General features: G+C 70.9%; 31 protein-coding genes. 18 read left to right on the plus strand and 13 right to left on the minus strand.

Annotated features, from left to right (window positions below; translation table 11 throughout):
- Positions 1 to 22: 22 nt before the first annotated feature.
- From sodN to FL583_RS25395, 5 genes are all read left to right on the plus strand, one after another.
- Positions 23 to 427, plus strand: coding sequence for a superoxide dismutase, Ni (sodN, locus tag FL583_RS25375; protein WP_142707326.1), 405 nt, complete (start codon positions 23 to 25; stop codon positions 425 to 427).
- Positions 424 to 1,047 carry a histidine phosphatase family protein gene (locus FL583_RS25380; protein WP_240746798.1) on the plus strand — a complete coding sequence of 208 codons (624 nt, stop codon included), beginning with the start codon at positions 424 to 426 and terminating at the stop codon, positions 1,045 to 1,047. Before sodN ends, FL583_RS25380 begins: the two co-directional genes overlap by 4 nt.
- A complete protein-coding gene (locus FL583_RS25385; protein WP_142707327.1) occupies positions 1,038 to 1,523 on the plus strand; it encodes a GNAT family N-acetyltransferase in 486 nt (161 codons plus the stop codon). Before FL583_RS25380 ends, FL583_RS25385 begins: the two co-directional genes overlap by 10 nt.
- Before the next feature lie 236 nt (positions 1,524 to 1,759).
- Positions 1,760 to 2,152 (plus strand): ATP-binding protein, encoded by a 393-nt coding sequence (locus FL583_RS25390; RefSeq protein WP_142707328.1) that lies wholly within the window; start codon positions 1,760 to 1,762, stop codon positions 2,150 to 2,152.
- Positions 2,149 to 3,141 carry a SigB/SigF/SigG family RNA polymerase sigma factor gene (locus FL583_RS25395; protein ID WP_240746799.1) on the plus strand — a complete coding sequence of 331 codons (993 nt, stop codon included), beginning with the start codon at positions 2,149 to 2,151 and terminating at the stop codon, positions 3,139 to 3,141. The genes FL583_RS25390 and FL583_RS25395 overlap by 4 nt, the downstream gene beginning before the upstream one ends.
- A gap of 21 nt (positions 3,142 to 3,162) precedes the next feature.
- Here FL583_RS25395 and FL583_RS25400 read toward each other — a convergent pair whose 3' ends face one another.
- Entirely contained in the window at positions 3,163 to 3,564 is a 402-nt protein-coding gene (locus FL583_RS25400; protein WP_142707329.1) for a hypothetical protein, read from the minus strand.
- Between the two features lie 33 nt (positions 3,565 to 3,597).
- Between FL583_RS25400 and FL583_RS25405 the strand changes: the two genes are divergently transcribed.
- Both FL583_RS25405 and FL583_RS25410 read left to right on the plus strand, forming a co-directional pair.
- On the plus strand, positions 3,598 to 4,533 hold the full coding sequence (locus FL583_RS25405; RefSeq protein ID WP_142707330.1) for a diacylglycerol/lipid kinase family protein: 936 nt from the start codon (positions 3,598 to 3,600) through the stop codon (positions 4,531 to 4,533).
- A gap of 441 nt (positions 4,534 to 4,974) precedes the next feature.
- On the plus strand, positions 4,975 to 5,223 hold the full coding sequence (locus tag FL583_RS25410) for a WhiB family transcriptional regulator (RefSeq protein ID WP_073258619.1): 249 nt from the start codon (positions 4,975 to 4,977) through the stop codon (positions 5,221 to 5,223).
- Positions 5,224 to 6,568: 1,345 nt separating this feature from the next.
- Here FL583_RS25410 and FL583_RS25420 read toward each other — a convergent pair.
- Entirely contained in the window at positions 6,569 to 8,044 is a 1,476-nt protein-coding gene (locus FL583_RS25420) for a sensor histidine kinase (RefSeq protein ID WP_142707332.1), read from the minus strand.
- 270 nt (positions 8,045 to 8,314) lie between these two features.
- Here FL583_RS25420 and FL583_RS25425 point away from each other — a divergent pair, with 270 nt between their 5' ends.
- Positions 8,315 to 9,478, plus strand: coding sequence for an 8-amino-7-oxononanoate synthase (locus tag FL583_RS25425; protein ID WP_142707333.1), 1,164 nt, complete (start codon positions 8,315 to 8,317; stop codon positions 9,476 to 9,478).
- 102 nt (positions 9,479 to 9,580) lie between these two features.
- Here the strand turns inward: FL583_RS25425 and FL583_RS25430 are convergent, their stop codons facing one another.
- Together FL583_RS25430 and FL583_RS25435 are read right to left on the minus strand one after the other, a co-directional pair.
- On the minus strand, positions 9,581 to 10,024 hold the full coding sequence (locus FL583_RS25430) for a hypothetical protein (RefSeq protein ID WP_142707334.1): 444 nt from the start codon (positions 10,022 to 10,024) through the stop codon (positions 9,581 to 9,583).
- A gap of 138 nt (positions 10,025 to 10,162) precedes the next feature.
- On the minus strand, positions 10,163 to 12,580 hold the full coding sequence (locus FL583_RS25435) for a lysylphosphatidylglycerol synthase transmembrane domain-containing protein (protein WP_142707335.1): 2,418 nt from the start codon (positions 12,578 to 12,580) through the stop codon (positions 10,163 to 10,165).
- Positions 12,581 to 12,849: 269 nt separating this feature from the next.
- Here FL583_RS25435 and FL583_RS25440 point away from each other — a divergent pair, with 269 nt between their 5' ends.
- Positions 12,850 to 13,479, plus strand: coding sequence for an SMI1/KNR4 family protein (locus tag FL583_RS25440; RefSeq protein ID WP_142707336.1), 630 nt, complete (start codon positions 12,850 to 12,852; stop codon positions 13,477 to 13,479).
- A gap of 95 nt (positions 13,480 to 13,574) precedes the next feature.
- On the opposite strand, the gene FL583_RS25445 is transcribed toward FL583_RS25440, so the two are convergent.
- From FL583_RS25445 to FL583_RS25455, 3 genes are all read right to left on the minus strand, one after another.
- A complete protein-coding gene (locus FL583_RS25445; protein WP_142707337.1) occupies positions 13,575 to 13,778 on the minus strand; it encodes a DUF397 domain-containing protein in 204 nt (67 codons plus the stop codon).
- Positions 13,779 to 13,942: 164 nt separating this feature from the next.
- On the minus strand, positions 13,943 to 14,155 hold the full coding sequence (locus tag FL583_RS25450) for a DUF397 domain-containing protein (RefSeq protein ID WP_142707338.1): 213 nt from the start codon (positions 14,153 to 14,155) through the stop codon (positions 13,943 to 13,945).
- 748 nt (positions 14,156 to 14,903) lie between these two features.
- On the minus strand, positions 14,904 to 15,767 hold the full coding sequence (locus tag FL583_RS25455) for a helix-turn-helix domain-containing protein (RefSeq protein WP_142707339.1): 864 nt from the start codon (positions 15,765 to 15,767) through the stop codon (positions 14,904 to 14,906).
- 123 nt (positions 15,768 to 15,890) lie between these two features.
- Here FL583_RS25455 and bioD point away from each other — a divergent pair, with 123 nt between their 5' ends.
- From bioD to FL583_RS43100, 3 genes are all read left to right on the plus strand, one after another.
- A complete protein-coding gene (gene bioD / locus FL583_RS25460) occupies positions 15,891 to 16,706 on the plus strand; it encodes a dethiobiotin synthase (RefSeq protein WP_205752440.1) in 816 nt (271 codons plus the stop codon).
- Between the two features lie 101 nt (positions 16,707 to 16,807).
- Positions 16,808 to 17,329, plus strand: a complete 522-nt coding sequence (locus FL583_RS25465) for a GNAT family N-acetyltransferase (protein WP_142707341.1) — start codon at positions 16,808 to 16,810, stop codon at positions 17,327 to 17,329.
- A 33-nt stretch (positions 17,330 to 17,362) separates the two neighbouring features.
- Positions 17,363 to 17,437, plus strand: coding sequence for a 50S ribosomal protein bL37 (locus FL583_RS43100; protein ID WP_376981713.1), 75 nt, complete (start codon positions 17,363 to 17,365; stop codon positions 17,435 to 17,437).
- A 40-nt stretch (positions 17,438 to 17,477) separates the two neighbouring features.
- On the opposite strand, the gene rsrA is transcribed toward FL583_RS43100, so the two are convergent.
- Both rsrA and FL583_RS25475 read right to left on the minus strand, forming a co-directional pair.
- On the minus strand, positions 17,478 to 17,789 hold the full coding sequence (gene rsrA, locus FL583_RS25470) for a mycothiol system anti-sigma-R factor (RefSeq protein ID WP_142707342.1): 312 nt from the start codon (positions 17,787 to 17,789) through the stop codon (positions 17,478 to 17,480).
- Positions 17,786 to 18,376: a sigma-70 family RNA polymerase sigma factor gene (locus FL583_RS25475; RefSeq protein ID WP_142707343.1), complete on the minus strand. Its 591-nt coding sequence runs from the start codon at positions 18,374 to 18,376 to the stop codon at positions 17,786 to 17,788. Before FL583_RS25475 ends, rsrA begins: the two co-directional genes overlap by 4 nt.
- A gap of 330 nt (positions 18,377 to 18,706) precedes the next feature.
- On the opposite strand from FL583_RS25475, the gene ybaK reads away from it, so the two are divergent.
- Complete coding sequence (gene ybaK, locus FL583_RS25480; RefSeq protein WP_142707344.1) at positions 18,707 to 19,186, plus strand: Cys-tRNA(Pro) deacylase; 480 nt, start codon at positions 18,707 to 18,709, stop codon at positions 19,184 to 19,186.
- Here ybaK and FL583_RS25485 read toward each other — a convergent pair.
- The 3 genes from FL583_RS25485 to FL583_RS25495 form a co-directional block, all read right to left on the minus strand.
- On the minus strand, positions 19,179 to 19,805 hold the full coding sequence (locus tag FL583_RS25485) for an alpha/beta hydrolase family protein (RefSeq protein ID WP_420843191.1): 627 nt from the start codon (positions 19,803 to 19,805) through the stop codon (positions 19,179 to 19,181). The two genes, ybaK and FL583_RS25485, sit on opposite strands and share 8 nt — an antisense overlap.
- Entirely contained in the window at positions 19,802 to 20,200 is a 399-nt protein-coding gene (locus tag FL583_RS43105) for a WhiB family transcriptional regulator (protein WP_142707345.1), read from the minus strand. The genes FL583_RS25485 and FL583_RS43105 overlap by 4 nt, the downstream gene beginning before the upstream one ends.
- A 154-nt stretch (positions 20,201 to 20,354) precedes the next feature.
- A complete protein-coding gene (locus tag FL583_RS25495) occupies positions 20,355 to 21,059 on the minus strand; it encodes an SOS response-associated peptidase (protein ID WP_142707346.1) in 705 nt (234 codons plus the stop codon).
- A 49-nt stretch (positions 21,060 to 21,108) separates the two neighbouring features.
- Here FL583_RS25495 and aroA point away from each other — a divergent pair, with 49 nt between their 5' ends.
- The 5 genes from aroA to FL583_RS25520 all read left to right on the plus strand — a co-directional run bounded on the left by aroA (position 21,109) and on the right by FL583_RS25520 (position 25,785).
- Complete coding sequence (aroA, locus tag FL583_RS25500) at positions 21,109 to 22,377, plus strand: 3-phosphoshikimate 1-carboxyvinyltransferase (RefSeq protein ID WP_142707347.1); 1,269 nt, start codon at positions 21,109 to 21,111, stop codon at positions 22,375 to 22,377.
- On the plus strand, positions 22,350 to 23,363 hold the full coding sequence (gene rsgA, locus FL583_RS25505; protein ID WP_240746801.1) for a ribosome small subunit-dependent GTPase A: 1,014 nt from the start codon (positions 22,350 to 22,352) through the stop codon (positions 23,361 to 23,363). The genes aroA and rsgA overlap by 28 nt, the downstream gene beginning before the upstream one ends.
- A gap of 228 nt (positions 23,364 to 23,591) precedes the next feature.
- Positions 23,592 to 23,930 (plus strand): hypothetical protein, encoded by a 339-nt coding sequence (locus FL583_RS25510; protein ID WP_142707348.1) that lies wholly within the window; start codon positions 23,592 to 23,594, stop codon positions 23,928 to 23,930.
- An 18-nt stretch (positions 23,931 to 23,948) separates the two neighbouring features.
- A complete protein-coding gene (gene hisN / locus FL583_RS25515) occupies positions 23,949 to 24,734 on the plus strand; it encodes a histidinol-phosphatase (RefSeq protein WP_142707349.1) in 786 nt (261 codons plus the stop codon).
- 73 nt (positions 24,735 to 24,807) lie between these two features.
- Positions 24,808 to 25,785 carry a hypothetical protein gene (locus tag FL583_RS25520; protein ID WP_205752442.1) on the plus strand — a complete coding sequence of 326 codons (978 nt, stop codon included), beginning with the start codon at positions 24,808 to 24,810 and terminating at the stop codon, positions 25,783 to 25,785.
- On the opposite strand, the gene FL583_RS25525 is transcribed toward FL583_RS25520, so the two are convergent.
- Positions 25,774 to 26,538, minus strand: coding sequence for a GntR family transcriptional regulator (locus FL583_RS25525; RefSeq protein ID WP_142707350.1), 765 nt, complete (start codon positions 26,536 to 26,538; stop codon positions 25,774 to 25,776). The two genes, FL583_RS25520 and FL583_RS25525, sit on opposite strands and share 12 nt — an antisense overlap.
- Between the last annotated feature and the right edge of the window lie 8 nt (positions 26,539 to 26,546).

Genomic DNA, 26,546 nt, shown 5'->3' on the forward strand with positions numbered 1-26,546 from the left:
ATCCCACCGGAGGACTGAGACCATGCGGTTCCCGCGATTCCTCGCGCCGCGCACTGTCGCACATGCCCACTGCGACCTTCCCTGCGGCGTCTACGACCCGGCTCAGGCCCGGATCGAGGCGCAGTCGGTCAAGGCCATCATCGAGAAGTACCAGGGGAACGAGGACCCGGTGTTCCGCACCCGGGCGATCATCATCAAGGAGCAGCGGTCCGAGCTGGTCAAGCACCACCTGTGGGTGCTGTGGACCGACTACTTCAAGCCGCCGCACTTCGAGAAGTACCCGCAGCTGCACACGCTGTTCAACGAGGCCACGAAGCTCGCCGGTGCGGCCGGCGGCAAGGGCACGCTGGACGTCGCGGTCGCCGACCAGCTTCTCGGCAAGATCGACGAGATCGCCGAGATCTTCTGGGAGACCAAGAAGGCGTGACGCACGACAGCGCGCCGGCCGCCCCCGCCCGAGTGGGGGCGGCCGGCGCTGCCGTGTTCCTGGTGCGGCACGGCGAAACCGAGTGGTCGAAGTCGGGCCAGCACACCAGCCGCACCGACCTGCCGTTGACGCCCACCGGCGAAGCCGTGGCGCTGGCGTTGAAGCCGCTGCTCGCCGGGGTGCACCCGGTCCTGGCCCTCTCCAGCCCGCTGCAGCGTGCCCGCCGCACCGCGGAGCTGGCCGGCGTCCCGGTCGAACTCGACGAGAACCTCCGCGAGGTCGACTACGGGGACTACGAGGGCATCACGACGCCCCAGATCCGGGAACGCGACCCCGACTGGTCGGTCTGGACCGCGCCGAACCCCGGCGGCGAGACCATCGATCAGGCCGGTGAGCGCACCGACCACGTGCTCGACCGGGTGCGCAAGGCGCTTCCCGAGGGCAACGTCGTGCTGTTCGCCCACGGCCACATCCTGCGCGTGCTCGGCGCGCGCTGGCTCGGGCTGCCCGCGTCCGAGGGACGCCTCCTGGCGCTCGACACGGCGACGATCAGCGTGCTCGGCACCGAGCACGACCTCCCGGTGATCCGGCGCTGGAATGCGCCGGCGGCATGGGAGTGAGCTGGGACGTTCGCGAGGCGACCCCCGACGACCTCGCGGACATCGTCGAGATGGTGCACGAGCTGGCCTCGTACGAGAAGGCGCCGGCGGAGTGCACGCTGACGATCTCCCAGCTGGAAGCCGCTCTGTTCGGGCCTTCCCCGGCGGTGTTCGCGCACGTCGTCGCTCGTGGCGGTGAGGTCGTGGGCTTCGCGCTCTGGTTCCTGAACTTCTCCACCTGGCGGGGCGTCCACGGGATCTACCTCGAGGACCTCTACGTGCGCCCGGAGGCGCGCCGCGGCGGCGCGGCCCGGGCGCTGCTGTCCCGGCTGGCCCGGATCTGCACCGAGCGCGGCTACGCGCGCCTCGAGTGGTGGGTGCTCGACTGGAACGCCCCGGCCCGGGACGCGTACGCGGCGATGGGCGCCCGGGCGCTGACCGAGTGGGTGCCCTACCGGGTCGACGGAGAGGCCCTCCCACGCCTGGCCGAGCGCTGAGTCGACAGCTATCACCCGAGCGACTCGCGTGTGGACTCCCCTGAGAACCGGCTGAGCCGTAAAGTGCGGGCGGGGGAACACCGCATAGCGAGACAAAGACAGCGCGACGGCACACGGGGAGGGGTGGCGTGGAGGCGACTGCAGCATACGTACCCGGCTCCCGGGCACCGGGAGACGCCACCGCCGGTCTCTCGGCAGCGCCGAGGGCCGGAGGCCGCATCTCGGAGGGACAGAGTGTGGACGGCGATCCGGATGCGGACATCGTTCTGCTGACTCTTCCCGCGAACAGCGTTTACCTCTCGGTGCTCCGCACCGCCACGGCCGGCCTCGCGGCCCGCTTGCACTTCACGCTGGACGAGATCGAGGATCTGCGGATCGCGGTCGACGAGGCCTGCGCCATGCTGCTGGCCGGCGAGGAGCTTCCCGACTCCGAGCTGCACTGCCGCTTCACCCTCACGCCCGACGAGATCGCCGTCACCGTCACCCTTCCCGGCGTCCGCCGCAGCTTGCCCCCGCAGAACACGTTCGCCTGGCAGGTCCTCACGGCCCTGACCGGCGAGGTGGACGCCGAGGTCAGCAACGATCAGCTCACCATCGGGCTGGTCAAGCGGCGGAGCCGGACCTCGTGAGCAGCGCTCGACGTCCGGGCTCCTCCGACCCGGCGGTGCGTCCGGCGGGCCGCCGTCCGGGCCGCAGCGAGCACGAGTCCTCCCGGGTCCCGGTACCGGCCGGGCCGGGTGACGACCAGGCGTCCGACGACGAAGGGCACGCCGAGGCGAGCGCCCCACTGCGCCGCGCCCCGATGCGCCGTCAGGCGCCGGCCGAGTCCGACACGCCCGACCTCGTGCTCACCGCGGCCGAGCGCGACCGGCACGCCTCCCACGAGCTGTTCCGGCAGTTGCAGGCCTGCGCGCCGGGCACTCCGGAGTGGCGGACGCACCGCGACGAGCTCGTCCGGCGGCACCTGCCGCTGGCCCACTACCTGGTGCGGCGGTTCGCCGGCCGGGGCGAGCCGATGGACGACCTGGTGCAGGTCGCGACCATCGGCTTGATCAAGGCGGTGGACCGCTTCGATCTCGAACGCGGGGTCGAATTCTCCACATATGCAACACCTACGGTGGTTGGTGAAGTCAAACGCCACTTCCGCGACCGCGGCTGGGCCATCCGCGTCCCCCGGCGGATGCAGGAGCACACGCTCGCCGTCTCCCGGGCCACCGGCGACCTGTTCGGCCGCCTCTCCCGGTCCCCCACGATCGCCGAGCTCGCCGGCTACACCCAGCTCACCGAGGAGGAGGTCCTCGAGGCGATCGGGTCCGCGCACGCGTACACCACCGTTTCGCTGGACGTCGAACTGGCCGACGACGCCCCCGGGGGCGCCGCTCATCCGGCCGCGGGCGACGCCCAGGCCGCACTGGAGAACGTCGAGCACCGGGCGTCGCTGCGTCCGCTGCTGAGCCGGTTGACGTCGCGCGAGCGGCAGATCCTGGCCCTGCGGTTCTTCGCGAACATGACGCAGTCGGAGATCGCCGCGGAGATCGGGGTGTCGCAGATGCACGTGTCCCGACTACTCAGCCGGACGTTGGCACACTTGCGTGAGGGTCTCGAACACCCTGAGTAGTTCGCCTGCGGTGACGGAGCGTCAGAGGCCTATTGCTTTGCGGGAGGCTGGGGCGACCACCAGTGCGACGCACGCGATCACCGAGACACCGATCACGGCGCCGAGCACCTTCACCCAGGCGTCGCTGTCTCCGGTGATCATGAAGAACACGACCGGGACGGCCGACAGCTGGATGGCCACGGCGAGGCCCCGACCAGCGGGTTTGCGGTTGACCAGCAGGCGACCGGCGAAGAACAGCGCGGCCGCCGCGACCAGCGGCCCGGCGATGATCCAGGCCGCCGTCTCGAACCGGTCGGCGCCGTTGCGGATCAGCTGAACGATCTCGACGACCGCGAGCACGGTGACCAGCGCGGCCTGGATCCAGAGGACGAGGACGCCCCAGCGGAGCGTGAGAGGCCCCTGGTCGACGCTTGCGTCAGTCACAGCCCCAGCCTACCGACAAGTAGAGTCGCCACCATGCGTGCACTTCTGGTGGTCAACCCTACCGCCACGACCACGCGACCCCGCACTCGTCAGGTGTTGGTCTCGGCCCTCTCGGGCCAGCTCGATCTGGAGATCGTGGAGACCACCCATCGCGGCCACGCGATCGAACTCGGCACCCGGGCCTCCCGGGAGTCGTACGACGTCGTCGTGGCACTCGGCGGCGACGGCACCGTGAACGAGGTCGTCAACGGAATGCTGGCCGACGGGCCCCGGCCCGACCTGCCCGCGCTCGGCGTCGTGCCTGGTGGGTCCGCCAACGTCTTCATCCGCGCGCTCGGGGCGCCGCGCGATCCGGTGGACGCCACCGGGCTGCTGCTGGAGGCCCTCCGAGAGGGCCGTAGGCGGTCGATCGGGCTCGGGCGGGCCAACGACCGCTGGTTCATCTTCTGCGCGGGCTACGGCCTCGACGCGGCCGTCGTCAGCCGGGTGGAGCGGGCGCGCGGTAACGGACGCACGGCGACGCCGGGGCTCTACGTCCGTTCGGCCGTCGCGCAGTACCTGGGTGGCCCGGAACGGCGGTCGACAAGTGTCGAACTAAAAGTCGAATCGGATGATCGGGAGCCCGAGCCGAGTGGCCGCTTCGGCGCGGTGATCGTGCAGAACTGTTCGCCGTGGACCTATTTGGGGGCGCGTCCGGTGAATCCGTGCCCGGAGGCGTCGTTCGAGACCGGTTTGGATTTGTTGGCGCTCCGGGCGCTCCGACTGCCGAGCACGCTCCGGACCGTCTGGCAGATCCTTTCGCCCGCGCCCGATCCGCACGGACGGCAGGTTCTGAGGCGCCACGACCTCTCCGGGTTCGTGCTGCGTTCCGACCGGCCACTGGCCGCTCAGGTGGACGGCGACTATCTCGGTGAACTGACCGAGATGCGATTTACCGCCGTTCCCGAGGCACTGCGCGTCGTGGTCTGAGTCCGCCACTCAGTAATTTTCGGGCACACTCCCGGAACTCCCTTAAAAATTCCTCGTGTAGACGCGTTTTAGGCGTTAAGAAGCGCGGAACCCACCGCCGCATGAGCGTTCATGACAGTGAGGGGCGTTACCCACCGAACCGGCTTTAGTCGGCTCAGTCGGCGCACCCCTGCGGTTCGGACCACGACGGTGGCTGCGGAGCGTAACTCTCCGGGCATCTTGTGCCTGATATGAGGGTGAAGTACACCGTTACTAGCGTATTGTCCGATCTAACCGCAGGTGAGTCGGCTCACCGCCGTCTTAAATAAGGTTCACAACCCCTTGACATAGCAGCTGTTCGTGAAAGCATTCACAAGCAACACCACACATGAGCTCGCAGCCGCCGTCCGGCTCGGTGTGGGCATGGACGGCGACCCGCAGATCAATACGAGGAGAATTGGCATGGACTGGCGCCACCGCGCCCTCTGCCGCGACGAGGACCCCGAGCTGTTCTTCCCGATCGGGACGACCGGCCCGGCGCTGTTGCAGGTGGAAGAGGCGAAGGCTGTCTGCCGCCGCTGTTCGGTCACGGAGTCGTGTCTCCAGTGGGCGATCGAGTCGGGTCAGGACGCCGGCGTGTGGGGCGGCATGAGCGAGGACGAACGCCGGGCGCTCAAGCGCCGCAACCGGCAGCGCGCCCGCACCGCCTGAAACCTTCGCACGAGCCTGACCGGCCCGGCACTCCTTCTCAAAGGAGTGACCGGGCCGTTCATGTTGTAGGGGATCCGGCGCTGGGACTTGCCGCTGGGACTTGCCGCTGGGGCCGGGCGCTGGGGCCGGGCGCTGGCGCCGGGCGCTGGGGCCGAGCCGGACGCTGGGGCCGCGCCGGGCGCTGCGACCAAGCCGGGCGCTGCGACCAAGCCGGGCGCTGCGACCAAGCCGGGCGCTGGGGCCGAGCCGGGCGCTGGGGCCGCGCCGGGCGCTGCGGCCGAGCCGGGCGCTGGGAGCCCTGGTGTGATGCGACCGGGGCGAGGGGCCTGCCCGGGCACCTGCCTGGCGGGGCGCCCGAGCTTGGCGCTTAGTACTGCCATGGCAGTCACCGATTTCCGCGTGTCCGCAGGGCCCGGCGCGCAGATTGCGGGCTTTCCGGGCTCAAACAGCCCGGAATAACCCCGATTTAGCGTCAAACCGCAGAGCGCATCCGGGAACGTAGCGGAAATCGGCCGCCGATCCGCGCTGTCGGCGCCACGGCCGCACCAACAGCGGTCGCAGTACCGGTGCGTGGCATCCCGCGCTAGACACCTGGCGCGGGCCGCGCCGGGCCAGGCTCCAAGGCGGGGGCCAGGCTCCAGAGCGGAGGCCAGGCTCCAGAGCGGAGGCCAGGCTCCAGAGCGGAGGCCAGGCTCCAGAGCGGGGCGCCAGGCTCCAGAGCGGAGGCCAGGCTCCAGAGCGGGGCCGGGCTCCAGGGCTGGGGGCCGGGCTCCGGGGCGGGGGCCGGGACTCAGGGCGGGGGCCGGGACCCAGGGCGGGGGCCGGGCGGGCTCGCCGGGGCAAAGCAGCCAGGGTCCGAGGCAGCACCGCCGAGGCCGAGCCGAGCCACCGGGATCGAGCCGCCGGAGACGAGCCGCTGGGGCCGAGGCAAGCCGGAGTTGGCGCCCATACGGCGCCCCGCCCATACGGCGCCCTCGCTCATGCAGCGCCGCCGCCGCCTGCTGCACCGCACGGCGCGGACGGAAACCCCGAGCAGCGCTAGCGACCGCGCCCCACCCCAAGACCGTGCCCACCCCAAGTGCGCGCCCTCGCACCAAGACCGCACCCTCGCCCCGCGCGGCACCCCGCCCCGCAGCCCCTCGCCTTGCAGCCCCTCGCCTTGCGGCACCCCGCCCGCGGCACCCCGCCCGCGGCACCCCGCCCGCGGCACCCTGCCCCGCGGCGCCCGGCTCTCGGCACCCGCAGCTGCACGGGGCACTGCCACTGGAGGCCCGCAACCTCCACGGCCCGGGACCTCGGCCCGGCAACCCGCGACCCGGCGACCCGCGACCCCGCGGCCCGCGGCCTAGCGCGAAGGAATCAACGGCACGACCAAAACCGCCTCAGTCCCCCCCTCCGGCCGCGGCCGCAATTCCAGAGTCCCGTTCAACTCCCCCGTCACCAACGTCCGAACGATCTGCAGCCCCAACCGCTCCGAGCTGTCCAGCTCGAAATTCTCCGGCAACCCCATCCCATCGTCAGTGATCCGCACATGCAGCCGCCCGCGCCAGCGATGAGCGGCCACCGTCACCTCGCCCGCCTGCCCCGGCCCGTACGCGTGCTCCACCGCGTTCTGCACGAGCTCGGTCGACACGGTCACCAACGGCGTCGCGATCTGCGCCGCCAGCACCCCGAACGACCCGACCCGCCGCACCCGCACCCGCGACTCCGGCGCCGCGACATCCGCGACCATCGAGATCACCCGGTCGACGATCGAGTCGAAGTCCACGGTCTCGTCCAGCGACGACGCCAGCGTCTCGTGCACCATCGCGATCGACGCGACCCGTCGCACCGACTCCTCCAGCGCCGCCCGGGCGTCGGCCGTCCCGACCCGGCGGGCCTGCAGCCTCAGCAGCGCGGCCACCGTCTGGAGGTTGTTCTTGACCCGGTGGTGGATCTCCCGGATCGTCGCGTCCTTGGTCACCAACGCCTTGTCACGGCGCCGGACGTCGGTCACGTCACGCACCAGCACCAGCGCCCCGATCGGCACCCCGTCGGGCAGCAGCGGCAGCGCCCGGATCAGCACGGTCGCCCCCCGGGCCTCGACCTCGGTCCGCCCCTTCACCTCGCCCCGCACCGCGGCCAGGATCCGCGAACACACCTCGCCGCCGTCGAGCGGGTCGGTCGCCAGCCCCCGGGTCAGCGTCGCCAGGTCCTCCCCCACCAGGTCACCGGCCAGCCCCAGCCGCCGGTAGGCCGACTGCGCGTTCGGGCTGGCGTAGGTCACGATCCCCAGCGAGTTGAGCCGCACCAGCCCGTCCCCCACCCGGGGCGCGGACGCGGTCTTCTCCTCGGTCGGCGGCGGCGGGAACGACCCGCCCGCCACCATCAGGCAGAGGTCGTCGGCCGCCTGCAGGTAGCTGAGCTCGAGCTGGCTCGGGACGCGCGTCGCGGCCAGGTTCGTCACCCGGCCGACCACCGCGATCACCCGATCCTCCCGGCGCACCGGGACCGCCTCCTGCCGGGCCGGGACCCCGTCGTGCCAGACCGGGTCGCCCTCCCGCCAGATCCGCCGCTCGATCATCGCGGTCGTGAGCTGCTCGACGACCGATCCCGTCGCCATCTTGCCGACCATGTCGTCGTGGTACGCGGTGGGCGCGGTCGTCGGACGCACCTGCGCGGCGCAGAGGAAGCCGCTCTCCGCGACCGGGAGCCAGAGCAGGAGGTCGGCGAAGCTCAGGTCGGCCAGCAGCTGCCAGTCGCCGGCCAGGCGGTGGAGGTGGTCGAGGTCCTCGCCGGACAACGACGTGTGTTCTTCAACGAGGTCCCGCAGTGTCGACACGACTCCGATCGTTGCACGGGGAGTTTTCGAACTTGTGAGCTGATCCGCCGAACGGGTGGATTCGCTAACGCGCAGCGTGATCCTCCCTTCGGAGGGTGCTGCGCTGGTCGCGGTACGCAATCGGGGTTCCGGACCGGCTACCGGCCGGTATAGGGATCGTCCAGACTCGTACCGGCGGCTCAGGTTCGTGTGCCACACTCCGGCCACGGGGCATCACCGCAGGTTGCGGGTGTGAGGGACGGGACACAAGAGACAGTCGAGGCTCGTTTGGTGAGGGATCCGCTGCAGCGTCTGCGTGACGCGTACTCGGTCCGGACCGTCGCCGGGCTCACCCGGCGGCTCCGGCCACGCCCAGTCGGTGGTGACGGCCTGGTCGACCTGGCCGGCAGCGACTTCCTGGGGCTCAGCTCCGACGAGCGGGTGGTGTCGGCCGCCGCGGCGGCCGCGCTCACCTGGGGCGCCGGCGCGACCGGCTCACGTCTGCTGAGCGGTACGACCGCGCTGCACGCCGAGCTCGAGGCCGCGCTCGCCCGGTTCTCCGGCGCGCCCGACGCGCTGGTCTTCTCGTCCGGGTACCTGGCCGACCTCGGCGTCCTGGCGGCCCTCGGCGGGCCCGAGGTCCTCGTCGTCTCCGACGAACAGAACCACCCTGCCCTGGTGGACGCCTGCCGGCTGTCGCGTTCGCGGGTGACCGTCGTTCCCCATCGGGACGTAGGGGCAGTCGAACGGGCGCTGGCCGGGCGTCCGGAAGAGCACGCGGTGGTCGTCACCGACGCGGTGTTCGCGGTCGCCGGAGACCTGGCGCCGCTGCCCGAGCTGGCCGAGGCGTGCCGCCGGTACGACGCGCTGCTCGTCGTCGACGAGGCGAACGCGCTGGGCGTGCTCGGTGAGCGGGGACGCGGTGCGGTGTACGCGGCCGGGCTGGCCGGCGAGCCGGCCGTCGTCCGGACGATGTCGCTGGCCAAGTCGCTCGGGTCGCAGGGCGGGGCCGTGGTGGGGGCTCCGGACGTGATCCAGGAATTGATCGACCGGGCCCGGCCGTTCCTGGTCGACACCGGGCTGGCGCCCGGGTCGGTGGCGTCCGCGCTGACCGCGCTGCGGATCCTGTCGTCGACGCCGGACCTGGTCGGGGCGGTGCGGGCCCGGGCCGGGGAGCTGGCCTGGGCGGCTCGGCAGGCCGGTCTTCCGGTGACCCGGCCGGACGCGGCCGTGCTCTCGGTGACGATCGGGGACCCGCACGCGGCCCTGCACGCGCAGGCGGTGTGTGCGGAGTTCGGGGTGAAGGTGGGGTGCATCCGGCCGCCGTCGGTACCCGAGGGGCGCTCGTGTCTGCGCCTGACCGCCCGGGCGACGCTCACCGACGCGGAGGTCGCGCTGGCCGGCCGGGCCTTCGCCGCCGTCGCCCGGATGCTCCACACCCCGAGCCGCCGATGAACGCCTCGACGGGTCGGGCGGGCCGCCCCGGGTCGCGCTTCCCGGGGCGGCCGCCCTTCGAGCCGGGCGTTCCCGTGCGCCCGGCCGGGTCCGACGGTCCGGTCACGACGGGCGCCGGCGACGCTTGCGCCGGGGCGGACCGGACGGCGGAGCCGGCTCGATCGTCACCCGCTCGGGCAGCGGAATCGGCAGGCGGTGCTCACCGCGGCTGCGATCGACCCAGCACAGGTCGATGCCCATCCCCGGCGTCCGTCCGGCCCGGACCACCTCGGTGCGGATGTGCCCGCCGGCCGGCACCCGGGTCGCGGTGCCCGGGCGCACCTCGGTCGCCCGTCCGTACACATCGGGCACCAGCTCGAACCAGGCCAGCAGCGCCTCGGAGCGACCCACGTTGTGAGCGGTCAGCACCCAGCCGGTGGCCGTCGGCATCCGTAAGACGGTGAACGTCGGCTCGTCCCGCTCGCGCCGGGCAAGCTGGTACATCACTGCGATGGTGAACAGAGCGATCACTACGGTGAGCAGGCCGATCCACGCTTCCGCGTCCACATCGAACACCTCCATCGGCCCGCAAACCGCAGCGATAGTTATGCGTCGGAGTGATTGCAGAAAGCATGACTGAGATCTGCATCATGCACAAGGCACGAAGCTGATCCAGGCTCGCTTCGGCGCGCGAGTGGACGTCCGCTAAACGAGTTCTTTGCGGCTCAGCCAGGTGAAGGCGAGCCACCCGGGCAGCACCGGCAGCCAGAACGTCAGCAGGCGGAACAGCAGGACCGACGAGACGGCGGTCGCGCCGTCGAGACCGCCGGCCGTGAGGCCGGCCGAGAGCACGGCCTCGACCGCACCGAGGCCGCCGGGCGTGGGCGCCGCGGACCCGAGCGCGGTCCCGGCCAGCACCACGACCGCGACGACCGACCACGACAGCGACCCGCCGAAACCCTCGATGCAGGCGCTCATCACCAGGACGGTCGCCACCGACTGCAGGATCGTGCCGAAGACCCCCGCCCCGAGCCGGGCCGGTCGGGTGAAGACGGTGGCCAGCCGGGGCGTGATCTGGGCCAGGTACGGACGCAGCCGGGCCAGCAGGAACCGCCGCCCGACCGGGATCATGAACACGATCGCGACGACCGCCACGACGACGCCGAGCGTGTAGAACGCGGCGTCCGGAACCTCCAGCGAACGGGCCCGGTCGTTGCCCGCGACCAGGCCGACCACGACGAGCAGCAGCACGGTGACCCCGACGGTCCCGATCTGCCACAGCGCCACGGCCGCGACCGCGGCCGCCGCCGGCACCCCGGCCTGCTGCAGGTAGCGGACGTTGAGCGCCGCCCCGCCGACGCCGGCCGGCGCGACCAGCCCGAGGAACGACGAGGCCACCTGGACGATCAGCGTGCGGGCGAACCGCAGTCGCTCGGCGACGAACCCGGTGAGCGCGATGCCGGCCCCGACGAACCGGATGCAGGCCAGGACGATCGCGATCCCCAGCCAGAGCCAGTTCGCGCTCGTGATGACCTCGACCAGATCGAGGCCGGCGATCTGGTCGAGCAGCACGTACGCGGCCGCGGTGAGCGCGACGACCGAGATGATCGTCCGCGGCCGGAGTCGCTCCAGCCGGACCGGTTGCGCAGGCGGAACCGTGCCGAGGAGGTCGAGGATCCGGTCGCGGAGCGTGTCGAGCAGCGTCTTGTCGCGACGGAGCGCCTGCCTGCTGGTGCGGCCGAGCGCGACCGGCTGCAGGGCCGAGACCGCCTCGGCCAGCCGGCCGGTGCCGAGCGCGCGCAGTGCACTGTCGACGGCCCGGTCGACGCCGACCTTGAGCGCGAGCGTCACCAGCAGCTGGGCCAGGTCGATGCGGAGTGCGGCCACCGGCGCGGCGATGAGCCCGGCCGCGCCGCTGAACCGGAGCCCGGCGCCGCCGTCCGGGGGGAAGACGATGTTCGAGCCGGTCAGGGCCCGGTGCGCGATCGCCCGCCGGTGCAGGAGCAGCACTTGGGCCCAGGTCGCGTCCAGGCGGGCGTCGTCCAGTTCGTCGATCTCGTCCAACGAGGGACCGGGGACGTCCTCGTAGGCGAGGACGACCGCATCGGGTTCCACCGGGACGGCGGCGACCATGGCCTGCACCCGCGCGCCGGTCGCGGCCATGACCGCGCTGATCAAGGCCTCGTGCTCGACCGCGCGCCGGAGCGAGACCAGGGCCTTGCGGCCCGCGGGCTCGCGAAACCGCAGCGTTCGCCAGAACGCCTGCAGGACCCCCGCGCCCTCGTGGTCGCGGTCGAGCACATGGACGACGAGCGCGCGGCCGTTCGTGTCGACGGCGTCGAAGAAGACCGGGTCCTCCGTGTCGAGGTGCCGCGGCCGGAGCGAGACGAGGTCGACGCCGGCCCGGCGGAGCTCGGCCACCACCGCGCGCGGACTCGGACGGGACGGGTTGGTACCCGCGGCCCAGCGCACGAACATGCCGACGACGCGGCCGATCAGGAACGAGATCAGGACCGCGACGGCCGTCGCGCCCAGCGTCACCTGGGCCAGACCGAACAGGACGAAGACGACGGTGGCCAGCACCCGCAACCGGGGCTGACGCCCGACCTGGGCGACGGTCGCGATCGCCGCCACCCCGGCGCTGAAGCCGGTGATGCCGGGGTCGGCGGCCTGGGCCGCGGTGAGCGAGGCGGCCAGCGCGTCGGCGTTGGCGAGCTGCCGGAGCACCGACTGGAGGGCGGCGACCCAGGCCAGGCAGGCGAGGAACGCGAGCGCACCGTCGGCCAGGATCCGGATCCGACGGCGGATCAGCAGGTCGAACACGATGACGGCCGGGAGCGCCAGCATGAGCAGGCCGGAGCCGGTCGTGATCAGGACGCCCAGGGCGGCCGGCAGCGGCTCGGTGGCGTTGGTGACGTCCTTGTCGATGCCGGCCACCGTGTTGGTGGTGAAGGCGCCGACGAGCATGGCGATCGCCAGGCTGACCGCGGAGACGAGGAGTCGGACCAGGTCGAGGGGGCGGTGGACGCGACGGGGCGGCTCAGGGGCCTCGATGATCGGGGTGATCTCGGGCTGTACGGGCTCTTCTATGGCCGGTGACTCGGACCGCCCCGACGTCGTCATGAGGTGGATGGTGTCATCTGCCGTCGAGGCGTGGTTCGTGACCTCGGGGATACATTTGCTTCGTGAAGGTTTGCGCGGCGGACCTTGCTGGTTCACGTTTGCGTGTTGCCAAAGTCACCGTGCATGTTGCAGACTGCTCTTGGACGGGTAGCAAGATCGAAACCGTCAAGGGGGTAGCGATGGAAGTCGAATGGACAGGGACATTTGGCCGGCTGACCCACCGGCTCCTCGGGGCTCCGCCGAGGATCCGGAGGACGAAGGTCTGGGTCGTGGCCGACTATCCCGACTATCACTACATGAGCGGGATGCGCGGGATGCAGCACGGCCTGCGCGATGGCATGCAGCACGGAGCGGCTGGGGGCCGCTCGGCGGAGTGGCCGGACTTACGCGGGCGGACCGCCGCCCCCGCGCCGGCGCAAGCCGCCCAACTACTGCGGCGAGTCGCCCCGCCGCAGCGGGACATCATCACTTCGGCCGACTGGTTCGGCGTGGAACGCACGCTCGGCACGGCCCTGCCGAAGGACTACCGCAGCCTGATCGACGACCGCGGCCCAGGCATCGTCGCCGATGTGGTCGTCTACGGCCCGGAAAAAGGCAGCCCACTCGACCTGGTCGCGTGGAACGAAGGCATCCACCGCCTGATCGAGTCGATCCGCCAGATCTGCCGAGACTATTTCCCGCTCGCCTTCCACCCCGAGCCCACCGGGGTTCTGCCCTGGGGCTCGGTGAACGGAGGCCAGATAGTCGGCTGGGCCGTGACGTCCGCCGATCCCGACACCTGGCCGGTGGTGGAGCTCTCCGCCGAGCTGGACGCACTGGTGCTGCACGAGGTCACGACAACGGGCTACTTGCTGGCGCGGTTGCCGGGACCGCAGGTTCCGACGTTGATCACGGGGTGAGCCTCGGCCCAAAGGGGTGGGGGGCCGAGAAAAGACTGTCCCCTCTGCGCATCTTGGCCTTGCGCAGAGGGGACAGTCCTGTGTTCAGCGCTGAGTTACTCAGCCGGTAGGCCGAAGCGACCCGCCTTCACCCCCTCAGTGAAGTCGCGCCACACCGACGTGGAGAAAGCTAAGACCGCTCCACCCGGAACCTGCTTGGAGTCCCGTACCCGGACGTCGTCCTCGGAAAGGGCGACTTCGACACAGTTGCCATAGGCACTGAAGGTCGACTTCCGGAATACTCCGTCTTTCTCCGCCACACCCCGCTCCTTCCTTCCCCATGGACTCGGCCGAGCTGGTCACCTAAAGTGACCGACTTGCACGGACAAGTCACCACGGTTCCCTCAGTATGCAGAACCGGGTGCCCGAAAGGCAGGTTTACGGGATGTTTCATCAACCTCGCTACGACTCGGGTGTAAGTCAGCTAGCTGAGCTCACCCCGCTTGACGCCCTCCAGGAAAGACACCCACACACCAGCGGCGACGATCACGGGCGTCTGAGCGCGATCCTTCGTGTCCCGAATTCCCACCCAGCCGCCGCCGGCTCCCACCTCGACGCAGTTGCCGTAACCACTCTGCCGGCTCTTGCGCCAGGAGTTGTCGGCAATCAGCTGCGCCCGCTCGATCGACTTACTCATATTGGGCTGTACCTTCCCGGAGATCGCCACCGCGGCTAGCGGGGCTATATGGAGTCGCGCGGGCCTCAGGGGTGGGAAAAACGAAGATCCGCGCAGGTTATGTTGAAAGACCAATAAGGCAGCACAACACCCGCCTGAAGCGGTTAACCAGGTGCGCCTCGGCGGCTCCGGATCCGTCATCAACGACGGCCCGCCGAGATGGCGATACATTCGTACAGTCTACCGAAAACCCGTCGCCCAACTCTCGGCCGCACGCCCACCTAGGACTCGGACCGACTCGAGATTCGGTAACAGGCTCACAAAGACAGAAGATCTGCGGGGTGACCGACAAGCGTTAGCATAGGGCTGCGATACCGCCGTTCGAGCCCGACTCGCGCGCGCGAGGGAGTCAGACTCCAGCATCGCAAATCTTGATGTCATGGCACTCCGCCGCGTTATCACTCAGCGCCCCCGAAAGGTGCTCGACGGCGGGCTGACCCAGAGCCGACAGCCACGGTTTTGGCGCAGCGAAGACCCTGACGGGTACCTGTGCCGCCTTCTAAGCAGCACACCCGTCGACTCGTTGCATGGTAGTCATGCAACTCGCACGACGCAACTCCACGACTGCATGTTGTGTGGATGTGATCGAAGTGGTCTCGATGACCGAGGGTAAACGTACATTTGGGCGCGAAGCGCACAGTTGTCAACACGAGTTGCACCATCGTGGACGCCGGCCTACGCGCTGTTACTCACGGGTAGCCCTGCCGGCTCAGTACATCTTCAAGGAGTCGTGCAGGTACTGCTCCGACGGCTGGCGGCCGAGGGCCTCCTGCTGGACGCCGTCGAAAATCCGGTTGTACAGGCGTACGTCTTCCGGATCGTTGAGCAGAACGCCGACGGTGGCCGCTTCGACGTAGACGACATTGGGGTCGTCCGGGTGAGGCAACTCGAGAATGGTGAATGCTCCACTCATGCCAGGATGCAATCCGTTGTCGAATGGCAATACACGAATGGCGATGTTCGGCCGGTCCGAAAGCTCGATCAATCTTTCGATCTGCTCCCGCATGACTTCCCGACGCCTCACTCCACCCGCCGGTCGGCGAAGCGCGGCTTCATCGACGATCGCAACGAATTTCACCGGGTCGTCCGACCGCGTGAGCAATTCCTGCCGAGTGAGGCGCGCCTGGATGCCATCTTCGAAGTTTCGGTCGTCGACGTAGAGCGCGCGCATCATCGCCCGAGCGTAGGACTCGGTTTGCAGCAGACCAGGGATCATCGACTGTTCGTAAGTCAAGATCTGACGAGCCTCGGCTTCGAACCCGATGTAGTCCTTGAAGGATCGGACCGGTCCGGGGTCGCTGATTCGCATCCACCAGCCGACCTCCCGCGACTCCTTACCGAGCTCGAGCATTCCCTTTCGAGCTTCATCGTCGGTGACCCCGTAGACGTCCAAGAGCGCCCTCAGGTCTACGGTGCCCACTTTGATCGCGGTCGTCTCAATGCGGCTCACCTTTGACGGCGACCAGTCGAGCTCCTTCGCCACGTGCTCGACCGTCATGCTCTTGCTTTCACGCAGCGCCCGCAGCTCCTGTCCCAAGCGACGGCGACGCACGGTGGGACTGGTTCGAGGCATGGCGCGCTCCTGCAATTGTCCGAGCCGAACATCCCTGATGGTATATCCAAAGTCCAGTATGGTTGGTACCAAACTGGGGGATGAATGCGGCAGGCACACAGCCGCCGACGTAGGGTGGGATGTGTGGGCATTTTCGCCATCGTCGGCACGTCGACCGGAGTAGGAAAGACCGTCGTCACCGCGGCCGTCGCGGCCTTGGCGCAAGCACGCGGCCAGCGGGTGGCCGTCGTGAAGCCGGCTCAAATCGGCCTCCGGCCCGGCGAACCCGGTGACCTGGCCACGATCGAACGGCTCGTGCCCGGCGTCGCCACCTATGAATACGCCCGCTATCCCGACGTGCTCTCGCCCGAGGCCGCGGCCCGGTACGCGGGCGACCGGCCGCTGCGGCTCACCACGGTCGCCAAGAGCCTCGCCGCCCTCGATACCGAGTTCGACCTCGTGCTGGTCGAGGGCACCGGAGGCGTGCTGACCCGCTTCGGGCCCGACGGGTGGACGATGGCCGAGCTCGCGTGGTCGATGCAGGCTCCGGCCGTCGTCGTCACGGCGGCCGGGCGGGGCACGCTCAACCACACCGCGCTCACCCTCGAGGCTCTCCGGGCCCGCGGGATTCCGCTCGCCGGGCTGATGATCGGTCGCTGGCCCGACGAGCCCGACCTCACCGCCCGCTCCAACCTCGCCGACCTCGAGGCCCTGTCGGGCCGCCCCCTCGACGGCGCCCTCCCGGAGAACGCGGCCGGCCCGATCAAGTCTCCCGGCTTCCCCGACGCCGGCGCCAGCCTCGCCCGCCTGCTCGAGATGGCCGGCCGTCGCCGAGAGCGTTCAGCCCCCTTCGAGGCCACCGCCCGGGCCGGCCTCTCCCCCGCGTTCGGCGGAACCTTCGACGGATCCACGTTCCGTGACGACAACACGCCCGAGCCGGCCGGAACCTGCGCCGGCTGAGCCAGAAAAAGCGCTGATGACGGTGTTCTTGGCTACATTGTGGCGGTCAGTCCCCCAGTGAGCCGATGAGATCGCTACCACGGCTCTGGTAGACAAGCGGTGTGACAACGTCGTCCCATCCGCCGCCCGTCGGCGTGATCACCATCCGTAAGGCCCTGCCGGCCGAGTTCGCGGAGATCGGTGCCCTCACGTACAACGCTTATGCGAGCGACGGCCTGCTGGCCAATGATTCCGGTTACGCCGACGAGCTCCGCGACGCCGAGCACCGCGCGAACCACTGCGACCTCCTGGTCGCCGCCGACGAACGAGGCCGCCTCCTCGGCACCGTGACGTTCTGCCTCCCGGGCTCCCCGTACGCCGAGCTCTCCTCCGAGGGCCAGGCCGAGTTCCGGATGCTGGCGGTCGCACCCGAGCACCGAGGCCGCGGTGTCGGCGCCCGCCTCGTCCGCGAGTGCCTCGACCTGGCGACGAAGCACCACGCGACCAGCATCGTGCTCTCGACCAAGAAGCAGATGCACACCGCGCAGCGCCTCTACGAGCGCTTCGGCTTCCACCGCACCGAGCAGCTCGACTGGTCCCCGACGCCCGACGTCGAACTCCTGGCCTACGCGAAGCCCCTCTAGACTCGGTACCAACGTCTACGGAGAGGAGTCGACATGGCTCGGCGCGCACGCAAGAAGAAGGCCCGTAAGAACAAGAAGGCGAACCACGGCCGTCGCCCCAACAGCTAGTGAAACGCCCCCGCCGACGAATCGGCGGGGGCGAAGAATTTCAGGCCTCGCGACGAACCTCGACGGACGTCTCCGAGTACACGGTCGTCCCGTCCTCGGTCACCACGGCCTCGCGAATGGTCGTGATCAACCGCGTCCGCAGCGAATCCGGCGCGACCTCACCGCCGCAGCAGCGGGCCACCAGCGCCTTGACCTCCTGCTCGATCCCGTACTCGCGCAGGCACGGCCCGCACTCGTCCAGGTGCTCGGCGATCTTTCCTCGCTCGGTCGAGCCGGTCTCGGCGTCGAGGTACATCCACACCTCGGCCAGCACCTCGGCGCAATCGATCTCGTGCGGTCCACCGCAGCTCACGACGACACCTCCTCGGGTGCGACGCGGACGATTCCGCGGTCCAGCGCGTACTGCTCGAGCTGCCTGCGCAGGTTGCGACGCCCACGGTGCAGTCGCGACATCACGGTGCCGATCGGCGTCCCCATGATGTCGGCGATCTCCTTGTACGAGAAGCCTTCGACGTCGGCGAGGTACACGGCGAGGCGGAACTCCTCCGGCAGCGCCTGCAGCGCGTCCTTGACGTCGGAATCCGGCAGTCGGTCGAGGGCCTCGACCTCCGCGGAGCGGAGGCCGGAGGACGAGTGCGACTCGGCCGCGGCCAGCTGCCAGTCTTCGATCTGCTCGGTCGGGCTCTGCTGCGGCTGCCGCTGACGCTTGCGGTAGTTGTTGATGAAGGTGTTCGTGAGGATGCGGTACAGCCAGGCCTTGAGGTTGGTGCCCTCTTGGAACTGGTGGAACGCCGCGTAGGCCTTCACGAACGCTTCTTGGACGAGGTCCTCGGCATCGGCCGGGTTCCGCGTCATCCGCAGTGCGGCAGCATAGAGCTGGTCGAGGTACGGCAGCGCGTCCCGCTCGAACCGGGCATTACGCTCAGCCGCCGTCTCCACGGACGCAGCCGGCGCGACCGGCTCGGCCGATGCGACCTCGTCAGGCTGAGGGGCTGTGGGCAAGTCTTCTCCCGGATGGATGGGCGTCGGGACCGAACCCGACCGGAGCGCCGATACCGGCCTCGCCAGAGAGGATAGGTCGATCACGCCCCCACTGCCGTAACCCGCATCACCGGCGACGGTAACTACGCTGTCCAACGCTTTCGGATCGGACACGTCACCCAGGACAACGCGCGGCGTCCAGCCCCGGGTTCCCATCAGCTCCATGGGCAAACCTCTCTCATCCCACACACCCGGCTCAACACGGACCGCGGGAGGTATGTTCCGCCCATGGCCGGCCGAGGGACTCCCGCGACGCAAGCACTGACGAAGGCGAAGGCGCCGTTCACCGTCCACGAGTACGAGCACGACCCGGCGTCCGGCTCGTACGGCGAGGAAGCGGCCCGGGCGCTGGGCGTTCCGGCCGCGCGGGTGTTCAAGACGCTGGTCGCCCAGATCGACGGCGCGCTGCACGTCGCCGTGGTGCCGGTCACCGGCGAACTCGACCTCAAGGCCCTCGCGTCCGCGGTGGGGAAGAAGAAGGCCGCGATGGCCGACCCGACGCTGGCCGAGCGCACGACCGGCTACGTCCGCGGCGGGATCAGCCCGCTGGGGCAGCGGAAACGACTCCCGACCGTAGTCGACGCGAGCGCTGCGGGCCACGAGACCGTCTTCGTCTCGGCCGGCCGTCGCGGGCTGGAGGTCGAGGTGTCCCCGACCGACCTGACCCGCCTCACGAACGCGGTGGTCGCCCCGATCGCGGCTAGCTAGCCCACCCGCGCGCCCGCAGCCAGTCGACGGCCGCGCCGCCTACGGCGGCCGACACCTTCTTAAACCCGTGGTCCGCGCCCGGCAGCACCACGACGGTCGCCTCCCCCACCACCGGTGGGACGCCGAACGGATCGCGATCCCCGTTGACGACGAGCACCGGCAGCGAAAGCGGGATCTCGTCCACCCGGGAGCGCTCCGGCTTGCCCGGCGGGTGCGTCGGAAACGCCAGCGCGATCACCCCGGACGCGCCCAACGCCTCGGCCGTCCGGCAGGCCACCCGGGCCCCGCTGGAGCGTCCCCCGAAGAGCAGCGGAACGTCCCGCACCCCCGCGCGCACGACAGCGACGACGTCCGTCCACGCCTCGTCCAGGTGATTCGCCGGCGCCGGCGCCCGGCGGCCGGCCACCCGGTAGGGCTGGGTCACCCGCGCGACGGCCACCCCGGCAGCGACGACCGCCGACGTCACGGCCACGAGATCGGGCGCGAGAACGTCGCCCCCGGCGCCGTGGCCGAGGATCAGCAGCGACCGCGTCCCCGAGGGAGGCAGGTCCAGCTGCAAGCGCGCCGGGCCGCGCCGGGTGGGAACGAGGAGCCCCCCGGCGGGCTCCTCGGGCGTCAACTCTCGCGCCGAGCGCTCTCCGCGCGCTCCGTCCGCGTCCGCACGCCGGCCGAGAACGACGTCGGCGCGCCCGCCACTCCGGTCCGATTCCGCCATGCCACCAGCATGGCCCGTCGCTCCCGCGGAGTCGTACCGCCCCAGACGCCTTCACAGTCACCGGCGTTCAGCGCGGCCGCGAGGCAGTCCGCCTGGACGTCGCAGGAATGGCAGAAGCTGAGCGCCGGGTCGGCCGGTTCGGTGGGAAGCGGGAAGAACGTCTCCGGGTCGACGGTGCGACAGCGTCCGCGGGTGCGCCACGTCGGGTCGCCGGGGCGCGCCGACCTCGCCGCCAGCAACCGGGGATCGCGGCTCGCCGCGAGCACCTCGTGTGGCCTCGGCAGCCTGGCCCGAGTCACGTGTCTGCTCTCCTTCCTGCACGGTGCGTGCTTCCGGTGTCCCCGTGTCACCGCGCGCAACCCCCGGAGGAAGCGCACTGAATGCCACGGGCCGAACTCGCTACGTCAGCACAACGAGGAGGGGAAGGGGGCGTTACGGGGTTTCGCCCCGTCTTTAAAAGAGGGTCACCGGTGCTGCCTCCGGTACGACCGCCTTCCGCAGCGACGGACCGGTGTTCCGCACGTTTCCGACGGCCGGCCCGACCGGCCGCAGCTCCATGCCCGCCAGCAGGTCGCCGGGCGGCGGAGCCAACAGCACGTCGGCGTCGGCCGGGGTCTCCCCCAGCCAGGCGCTCCACCGCTCGCGCGGCAACTGCAACGGCATCCGACTGTGGACGCCGTCCAGCGGGGCGAGCGCGGCCGTCGTGACGATCGAGCAGGTCACGACCCGCTCCTCGCCCGAACCCCAGACCTCCCACAGCCCCGCGAACACGCACAGCCCGCCGTCGGCCCTGGTGAGGTACCAGGCCTGCTTACCGGGCCCGTCGGGCTTGGGCGACCACTCGTACCAGCCGTCGGCGGGCACCAGGCAGCGGCGCCGGGCGAACGCCGACCGGAACGCGGGCTTCTCGGCGATCGACTCGGAGCGGGCGTTCATCATCCGCGACCCGCCGGAGAGATCCTTGGCCCAGGACGGCACCAGCCCCCAGCGCACGGCGTCGACCACCCGGCCGCCCTGGGACTTCGAGACCCGGACGACCGGCACCGTGTCGGTGGGCGCCACGTTGTAGTTCGGCCGGAGCGACTCGTCGAGGCTGATCGCGTCGAACTCCGCCACGAGGTCTTCGGCGCTACGGGAAGAGGCATACCGACCGCACATACCAGCCAGGTTAGCCAGCACCCCCGACACTTCCGGCAGACTGAACACCATGCAGAATCCCTGGCCCGCCCCCCGAGCCGACCGGCCCGTCACCGGCACGGTCACGATGCCCGGTTCCAAGTCCGTGACCAACCGGGCCCTCGTCCTGGCCGCGCTCGCGGACGGGCCGTCGATGCTGCGGGCGCCCCTCCGCAGCCGCGACACCGAGCTGATGGCCGCCGCGCTGCGCGCGCTCGGCGTCGGTATCGAGGGCACCGAAGCGTGGCAGGTGACCCCGCAGAAGCTCCGCGGGCCGGCCACGGTCGACTGCGGTCTGGCCGGCACCGTGATGCGGTTCCTCCCGCCGGCCGCGGTCCTGGCCGAGGGCCCGGTGACCCTCGACGGCGACGAACAGGCCCGGGTGCGGCCGATGGGCCGCCTGCTCGACGCGCTTCGCGCGCTCGGGGCCGACATCGACGACGGCGGCCGCGCGTCGCTCCCGTTCACCGTGGCCGGTACCGGGACGCTGCCCGGCGGCGAGGTCACGATCGACGCGTCGGCGTCCTCGCAGTTCGTCTCCGGGCTGCTGCTGTCGGGCGCCCGGTACGAGAAGGGCGTCACCGTCCACCATGACGGCAAGCCCGTCCCCAGCCTCCCGCACATCGACATGTCGGTGGCGATGCTGCGCGCCGCCGGGGTCACGGTCGACGACAGCGAGGCCAACACTTGGCGGGTCGAGCCGGGCCCGATCGCCGGCCTCGACCTCGACATCGAGCCCGACCTCTCCAACGCCGCGCCGTTCCTGGCCGCCGCGCTCGCGACCGGCGGGCGCGTCACGGTGACCGGCTGGCCGGTCCGCACGACCCAGGCCGGGGACGCGCTCCGCGACCTCCTCGCCCGGATGGGTGCCGAGGTCACCCTCGACGCGCGCGGGCTCACGGTCGCGGCCGGTGACCGTCTGCTGGGTCTGGACGCCGACCTGCACGACGTCGGCGAGCTGACGCCGGTGCTGGCCGCGCTGGCCGCCCTGGCCGAGACCCCGTCCCGGCTGCGTGGGGTCGCGCACCTGCGTGGGCACGAGACCGACCGGCTGGCCGCGCTGGCCACCGAGCTGAACAACCTCGGCGGCCAGGTCACCGAGACCGAGGACGGGCTGGCCATCGAACCCCGCCCGCTGCACGGCGGGGTCTTCGGCAGCTACTCCGACCACCGGATGGCCCAGGCCGGCGTCCTGCTCGGGCTGGTCGTCGACGGGATCGCGGTGGAGAACGTCGCCACCACCGGCAAGACCATGCCGACGTTCACCACGGTGTGGACCGATCTGGTGAGTGTCCACTGAGCCCGCGGAGAGATCTCGACGAGGACGACGTCCGGGTCCGCGCGCGGCCCGGTTCCCGTCCCCGGACCCGGACCCGCCCGACCCATGCCGACGCTCGCGAAGCGCTCGTCGTCGGCGTCGACCGGGGCCGGTACACGTGCTGGCTCGACGACCGCGAGGTCACCGCGATGCGGGCCCGCGAGCTCGGCCGCAAGTCGGTCGTCGTCGGAGACCGGGTCGCGCTGGTCGGCGACGTCTCCGGCGGCCCGGACGCGCTGGCGCGGATCGTCCGGATCGCCGAGCGGCGCAGCGTGCTGCGGCGCACCGCGGACGACGACGACCCGTACGAGCGGGTGATCGTCGCCAACGCCGACCAGCTCGTCGTCGTCACCGCGCTGGTGGACCCGCCGCCCCGCACCGGCTTCGTCGACCGGTGCCTGGTCGCCGCGTTCGACGCCCAGGTCGACCCGCTGCTCTGCCTCACCAAGGCCGACCTCGCCCCGAAGGACGCGGCGGACGAGTTCCGGCAGCACTGGGCCGCGCTCGACCTCCCGGTGGTCACCACCCGCCGCGACGAGGAGCCGACCGAACTCGAGGAACGCCTCACCGGGCGGATGTCCGTCCTGATCGGCCACTCCGGCGTCGGCAAGTCGACGTTGGTCAACCGCCTGGTGCCGGACGCCGAACGCGCGACCGGCGGGCTGAGCGCGATCGGCAAGGGCAGGCACACGTCGACGTCCGCGGTCGCGCTGGCGCTGCCGGGCGGCGGCTGGGTGATCGACACGCCGGGCGTCCGGTCGTTCGGGCTCGCGCACGTCTCGCCGGCCAGCGTGCTGGCCGGGTTCCCTGATCTGGCTCCCGGTGCCGCCGACTGCCCGCCCAACTGCGAGCATCGGTCGGCCGAGGAAGGTTGTGCGCTGGACGCCTGGGTCGAGGCCGGACACGCCAGCCCGGAACGCCTCGCGTCGTACCGCCGGCTCCTAGAGAGCCGCAGCGATTTGGGTTAGCCGTAAGGCGCGCGAAAGGTGCGGGTAAGGGCTAATACGGTCGCTATCCGCCGTCCGGATGATGCCGTCCCAACCGCCCGGTCCGATGTGTTCGTGCCTCGCGCGACCGAATTAGCGGGAGCGATACAGTGCGGCCTACGGGGGGTCGCAGTGGTGGGCCCGCTTCGCGGTGCCACCCATAACTAGGGACAGACATTGGGCTTCTTCTCCCGCAAGCACCCTTTCGCGATGGCAGACGTCGCCGAGCACGTGGTGGTGGCTCGCTACCGCCTGGCGCCCGGTCCCAGCGGCACGGCGACCAACCTGGCCAACGTGTACCAGCTCGAGGAGCAACTGGCGTCGGCCATCGAGACCGCAGGCGCGGGCGAGTTCGAGCAACCGCAGTTCGGTCGCGACGAGTCCGGCGAGAACGAGCTCGTGCTCTCCGCCTACGGCCCGGACGCCAACCGGCTGTTCGCGGCGATGGAACCGGCCCTGCGCTCGTTCCCGGCCCGGCCCGCGTCGGTGTTGCTGCACTACGGCGCGTACGACGACCCGAACGCGGCAGAACAGCTCGTCCGTCTGTAGAGCGGTAGCCTCCACCCCATGTCCCGCTACTCCGACGATCTCGCGTTCGCGCACGTCCTGGCCGACACGGCCGACCGGATCACGACGGCCCGCTTCAAGGCGCAGGACCTGCGGGTCTCGTCGAAGCCCGACATGACGCCGGTGACCGACGCCGACACGGCGGTCGAGCAGGCCCTGCGCGCGACGCTGTCCCGGGCTCGGCCGCGCGACGGCGTCATCGGCGAGGAGTTCGGCGAAGTCGCTGGTCACGGGGTACGCCGCTGGGTGATCGACCCGATCGACGGAACCAAGAACTTCGTCCGTGGCGTCCCGGTCTGGGCGACGCTGATCGCGCTGCTCGAGAACGACGAGCCGGTGGCCGGCATGGTCAGCGCCCCGGCGCTGGGCCGGCGCTGGTGGGCGGCCAAGGACTGCGGCGCGTACGCCGGGCGGCGTCCGACCGCGGGTGCGGCGATCCGGGTCTCCTCGGTCGCCGAGCTGTCCGACGCGTCGCTCTCCTACTCCTCGCTCTCGGGCTGGGAGGAGCGCGGCGCGCTCGGCGACTTCGTCGACCTGACCCGCTCGGTCTGGCGCACCCGCGCCTACGGCGACTTCTACAGCTACGTGCTCCTGGCCGAGGGCGCGGTGGACGTCGCCTGCGAACCGGAAGTCTCGCTCTGGGATCTCGCCGCGCTGGCGGCGATCGTCACCGAGGCCGGCGGGCGATTCACCGATCTGTCCGGGCAACCCGGACCCGCAGGTGGGAGTGCCGTGGCGACGAACGGGCTACTCCATGAAGCGACCCTGAAAATCGTCGGAGTGTAGTTCTGATGGCCCGAACGGCTGGTGCAGACGCCTCCGCGCGCGGCTGGTGAGGTGGGGGCTTATCCTCGCAGGAGTGTCCTTCGGATGGGTTTTCCTGGGCGCCTCGGTGGCCGGCTACGGCGTAGCGAACTTCCTGCAGTCGGTCGCCGCGGCTCGCGTCAGCGTGCACTCGAAACTCGATCCGGGGCTGTTGCTCAAGCTGGCCGGCCACCGCATCTACGTCGCCGGCCTGCTCTGTCAGCTGGCCGCGTTCGCGTTCGCGTTCTTCGCCCGGCGTGACCTGCCGTTGTTCCTGGTCCAGACCGCGGTCGCGGCCGGGCTGGGCGTCACCGTGCTGCTCGGGGTCGCGCTCCTGCACTGGCGGCACCCGGTCAGCGAGGTCGTGCTTCTCGGGACGCTCGTCCTGGGGCTGACCGCGCTGATCATCTCGGCCGAGGTGAGCCAGTCCCGGCCGCTCAACCCGGTCGAGGTGGCCGCCCTCGCCCTCACCGTGCCGATCGTCGGTCTGCTCGGACGCCTGGCCGTGAAGTTGCACGGCGCACCTGGTTCGGTGGCACTCGGGGCGCTCTCCGGGCTCTCGTTCGGTGCGGTGGCGATCGCGTCGCGTCCGCTGGCCGGCGCGCACTCGCTGGGCGCGTTCGTCACCGACCCGCTGCTCTACATCCTGCTCGCGCACACGGTCGTCGGGCAGTTGCTGCTCGGGCTGGCGATGCAGCGCGGCTCCACGACCGCGGCCGTCGCGTCGATGGACGCGGCCGCGGCGATCCCGCCCGCGCTGGTCGGCCTGCTGCTGCTGGGCGACCGGATCGCGCCCGGGCGCGGGTGGCTGGCCGCGGTCGGCTTCGTGCTCGCACTCGGCTCGGTGCTGCTGCTCAGCCGCTACGCGGAACCGCAGCACCACGTCCGCGAGAAGTACGAGGGCCGGGAACGGCGCCGGTGCGCTCCGGAGGCGCCCCGCTCGCTAGACCCCGGTGACGCCCACCCGTTAAGCGCCACCCGAAACGTCCCCAAGAACCAGCACGTGCGCACCGGCCGAGCTTCAGCTCGGTAGTTCGTACCGGAGCTGATGCCGGTCGCTGGGCAGGACGGTCCGGGTCAGACGCACCGGACGCTCCTCGCTCCAACCGGTCCGGTGGTGCTCGATCACCGGGATCCCGACGCCGATCTCCAGCATCCGTGACTCGTCCGGATCGGGCATCCGGCTGACGATCTCGTCGGTGTACCGGACCTGGCGGTGCCCGAGCGCGGCCAGCAACGGCACGACGCTCGGCACGATCTCGGCCGGCTGCTCGATCGGCGTGCCCGCCACCAGGCCCCGCGGGTAGAACGACTCCGACAGGTGCGACGGCACCCCGTCGAGGTAGCGGACCCGGCGGCGAGCCACGACCTGCTCGGTCGGCGCGATCTCCAGCCGGTTCGCGATCTCCGGGCCAGCCGCGTAGATCGCCACCCGGATCGTCTGGCTGGGCGTGCGGCCGATGCGGAACGCCTGGTCGGAGAAGCTGTCCGGCCCACGCAGCCGGGTGGCGCCCAGGTCGTTCTCGACCCGGTGGGCCAGCACGAACTGCTCGCGGCGCCGGACGGTACGCCCGGCCCGGGCCCGGCCGGCCGAGATCAGGCCCTCGTTGGCCAGCGCGAGCAGCGCCATCCGGACCGTGTTCCGGGAGCAGTCGTACTCCGCGGCCAGGTCCTTCTCGGTCGGCACCTGGTCGCCCGGCGCGAGTTCCCGCCGGTGGATCTGGGTCCGCAGGTCGTTGGCGATCGCCTGGTACCGCGGCGACTGGTCATCGTGCGCGGCTGCCATTCCCGGCC

Origin of the sequence: Cryptosporangium phraense, from assembly GCF_006912135.1 — a bacterium.
GTDB classification, from domain to species: Bacteria; Actinomycetota; Actinomycetes; order Mycobacteriales; family Cryptosporangiaceae; genus Cryptosporangium; species Cryptosporangium phraense.

What these genes read in the sequence shown, in the direction of transcription:
- FL583_RS25495 (WP_142707346.1), bottom strand. Translation starts at nt 21,059, where the DNA reads ATGTGCGGTCGGTATGCCTCTTCCCGTAGCGCCGAAGACCTCGTGGCG.
- FL583_RS25435 (WP_142707335.1), bottom strand. Translation starts at nt 12,580, where the DNA reads ATGACGACGTCGGGGCGGTCCGAGTCACCGGCCATAGAAGAGCCCGTA.
- FL583_RS25455 (WP_142707339.1), bottom strand. Translation starts at nt 15,767, where the DNA reads ATGCCTCGAACCAGTCCCACCGTGCGTCGCCGTCGCTTGGGACAGGAG.
- hisN (WP_142707349.1), top strand. Translation starts at nt 23,949, where the DNA reads ATGTCCCGCTACTCCGACGATCTCGCGTTCGCGCACGTCCTGGCCGAC.
- FL583_RS25405 (WP_142707330.1), top strand. Translation starts at nt 3,598, where the DNA reads ATGCGTGCACTTCTGGTGGTCAACCCTACCGCCACGACCACGCGACCC.
- FL583_RS25385 (WP_142707327.1), top strand. Translation starts at nt 1,038, where the DNA reads ATGGGAGTGAGCTGGGACGTTCGCGAGGCGACCCCCGACGACCTCGCG.
- sodN (WP_142707326.1), top strand. Translation starts at nt 23, where the DNA reads ATGCGGTTCCCGCGATTCCTCGCGCCGCGCACTGTCGCACATGCCCAC.
- FL583_RS25450 (WP_142707338.1), bottom strand. Translation starts at nt 14,155, where the DNA reads ATGAGTAAGTCGATCGAGCGGGCGCAGCTGATTGCCGACAACTCCTGG.
- FL583_RS25525 (WP_142707350.1), bottom strand. Translation starts at nt 26,538, where the DNA reads ATGGCAGCCGCGCACGATGACCAGTCGCCGCGGTACCAGGCGATCGCC.
- FL583_RS25410 (WP_073258619.1), top strand. Translation starts at nt 4,975, where the DNA reads ATGGACTGGCGCCACCGCGCCCTCTGCCGCGACGAGGACCCCGAGCTG.
- ybaK (WP_142707344.1), top strand. Translation starts at nt 18,707, where the DNA reads ATGGCCGGCCGAGGGACTCCCGCGACGCAAGCACTGACGAAGGCGAAG.
- aroA (WP_142707347.1), top strand. Translation starts at nt 21,109, where the DNA reads ATGCAGAATCCCTGGCCCGCCCCCCGAGCCGACCGGCCCGTCACCGGC.
- FL583_RS25510 (WP_142707348.1), top strand. Translation starts at nt 23,592, where the DNA reads ATGGCAGACGTCGCCGAGCACGTGGTGGTGGCTCGCTACCGCCTGGCG.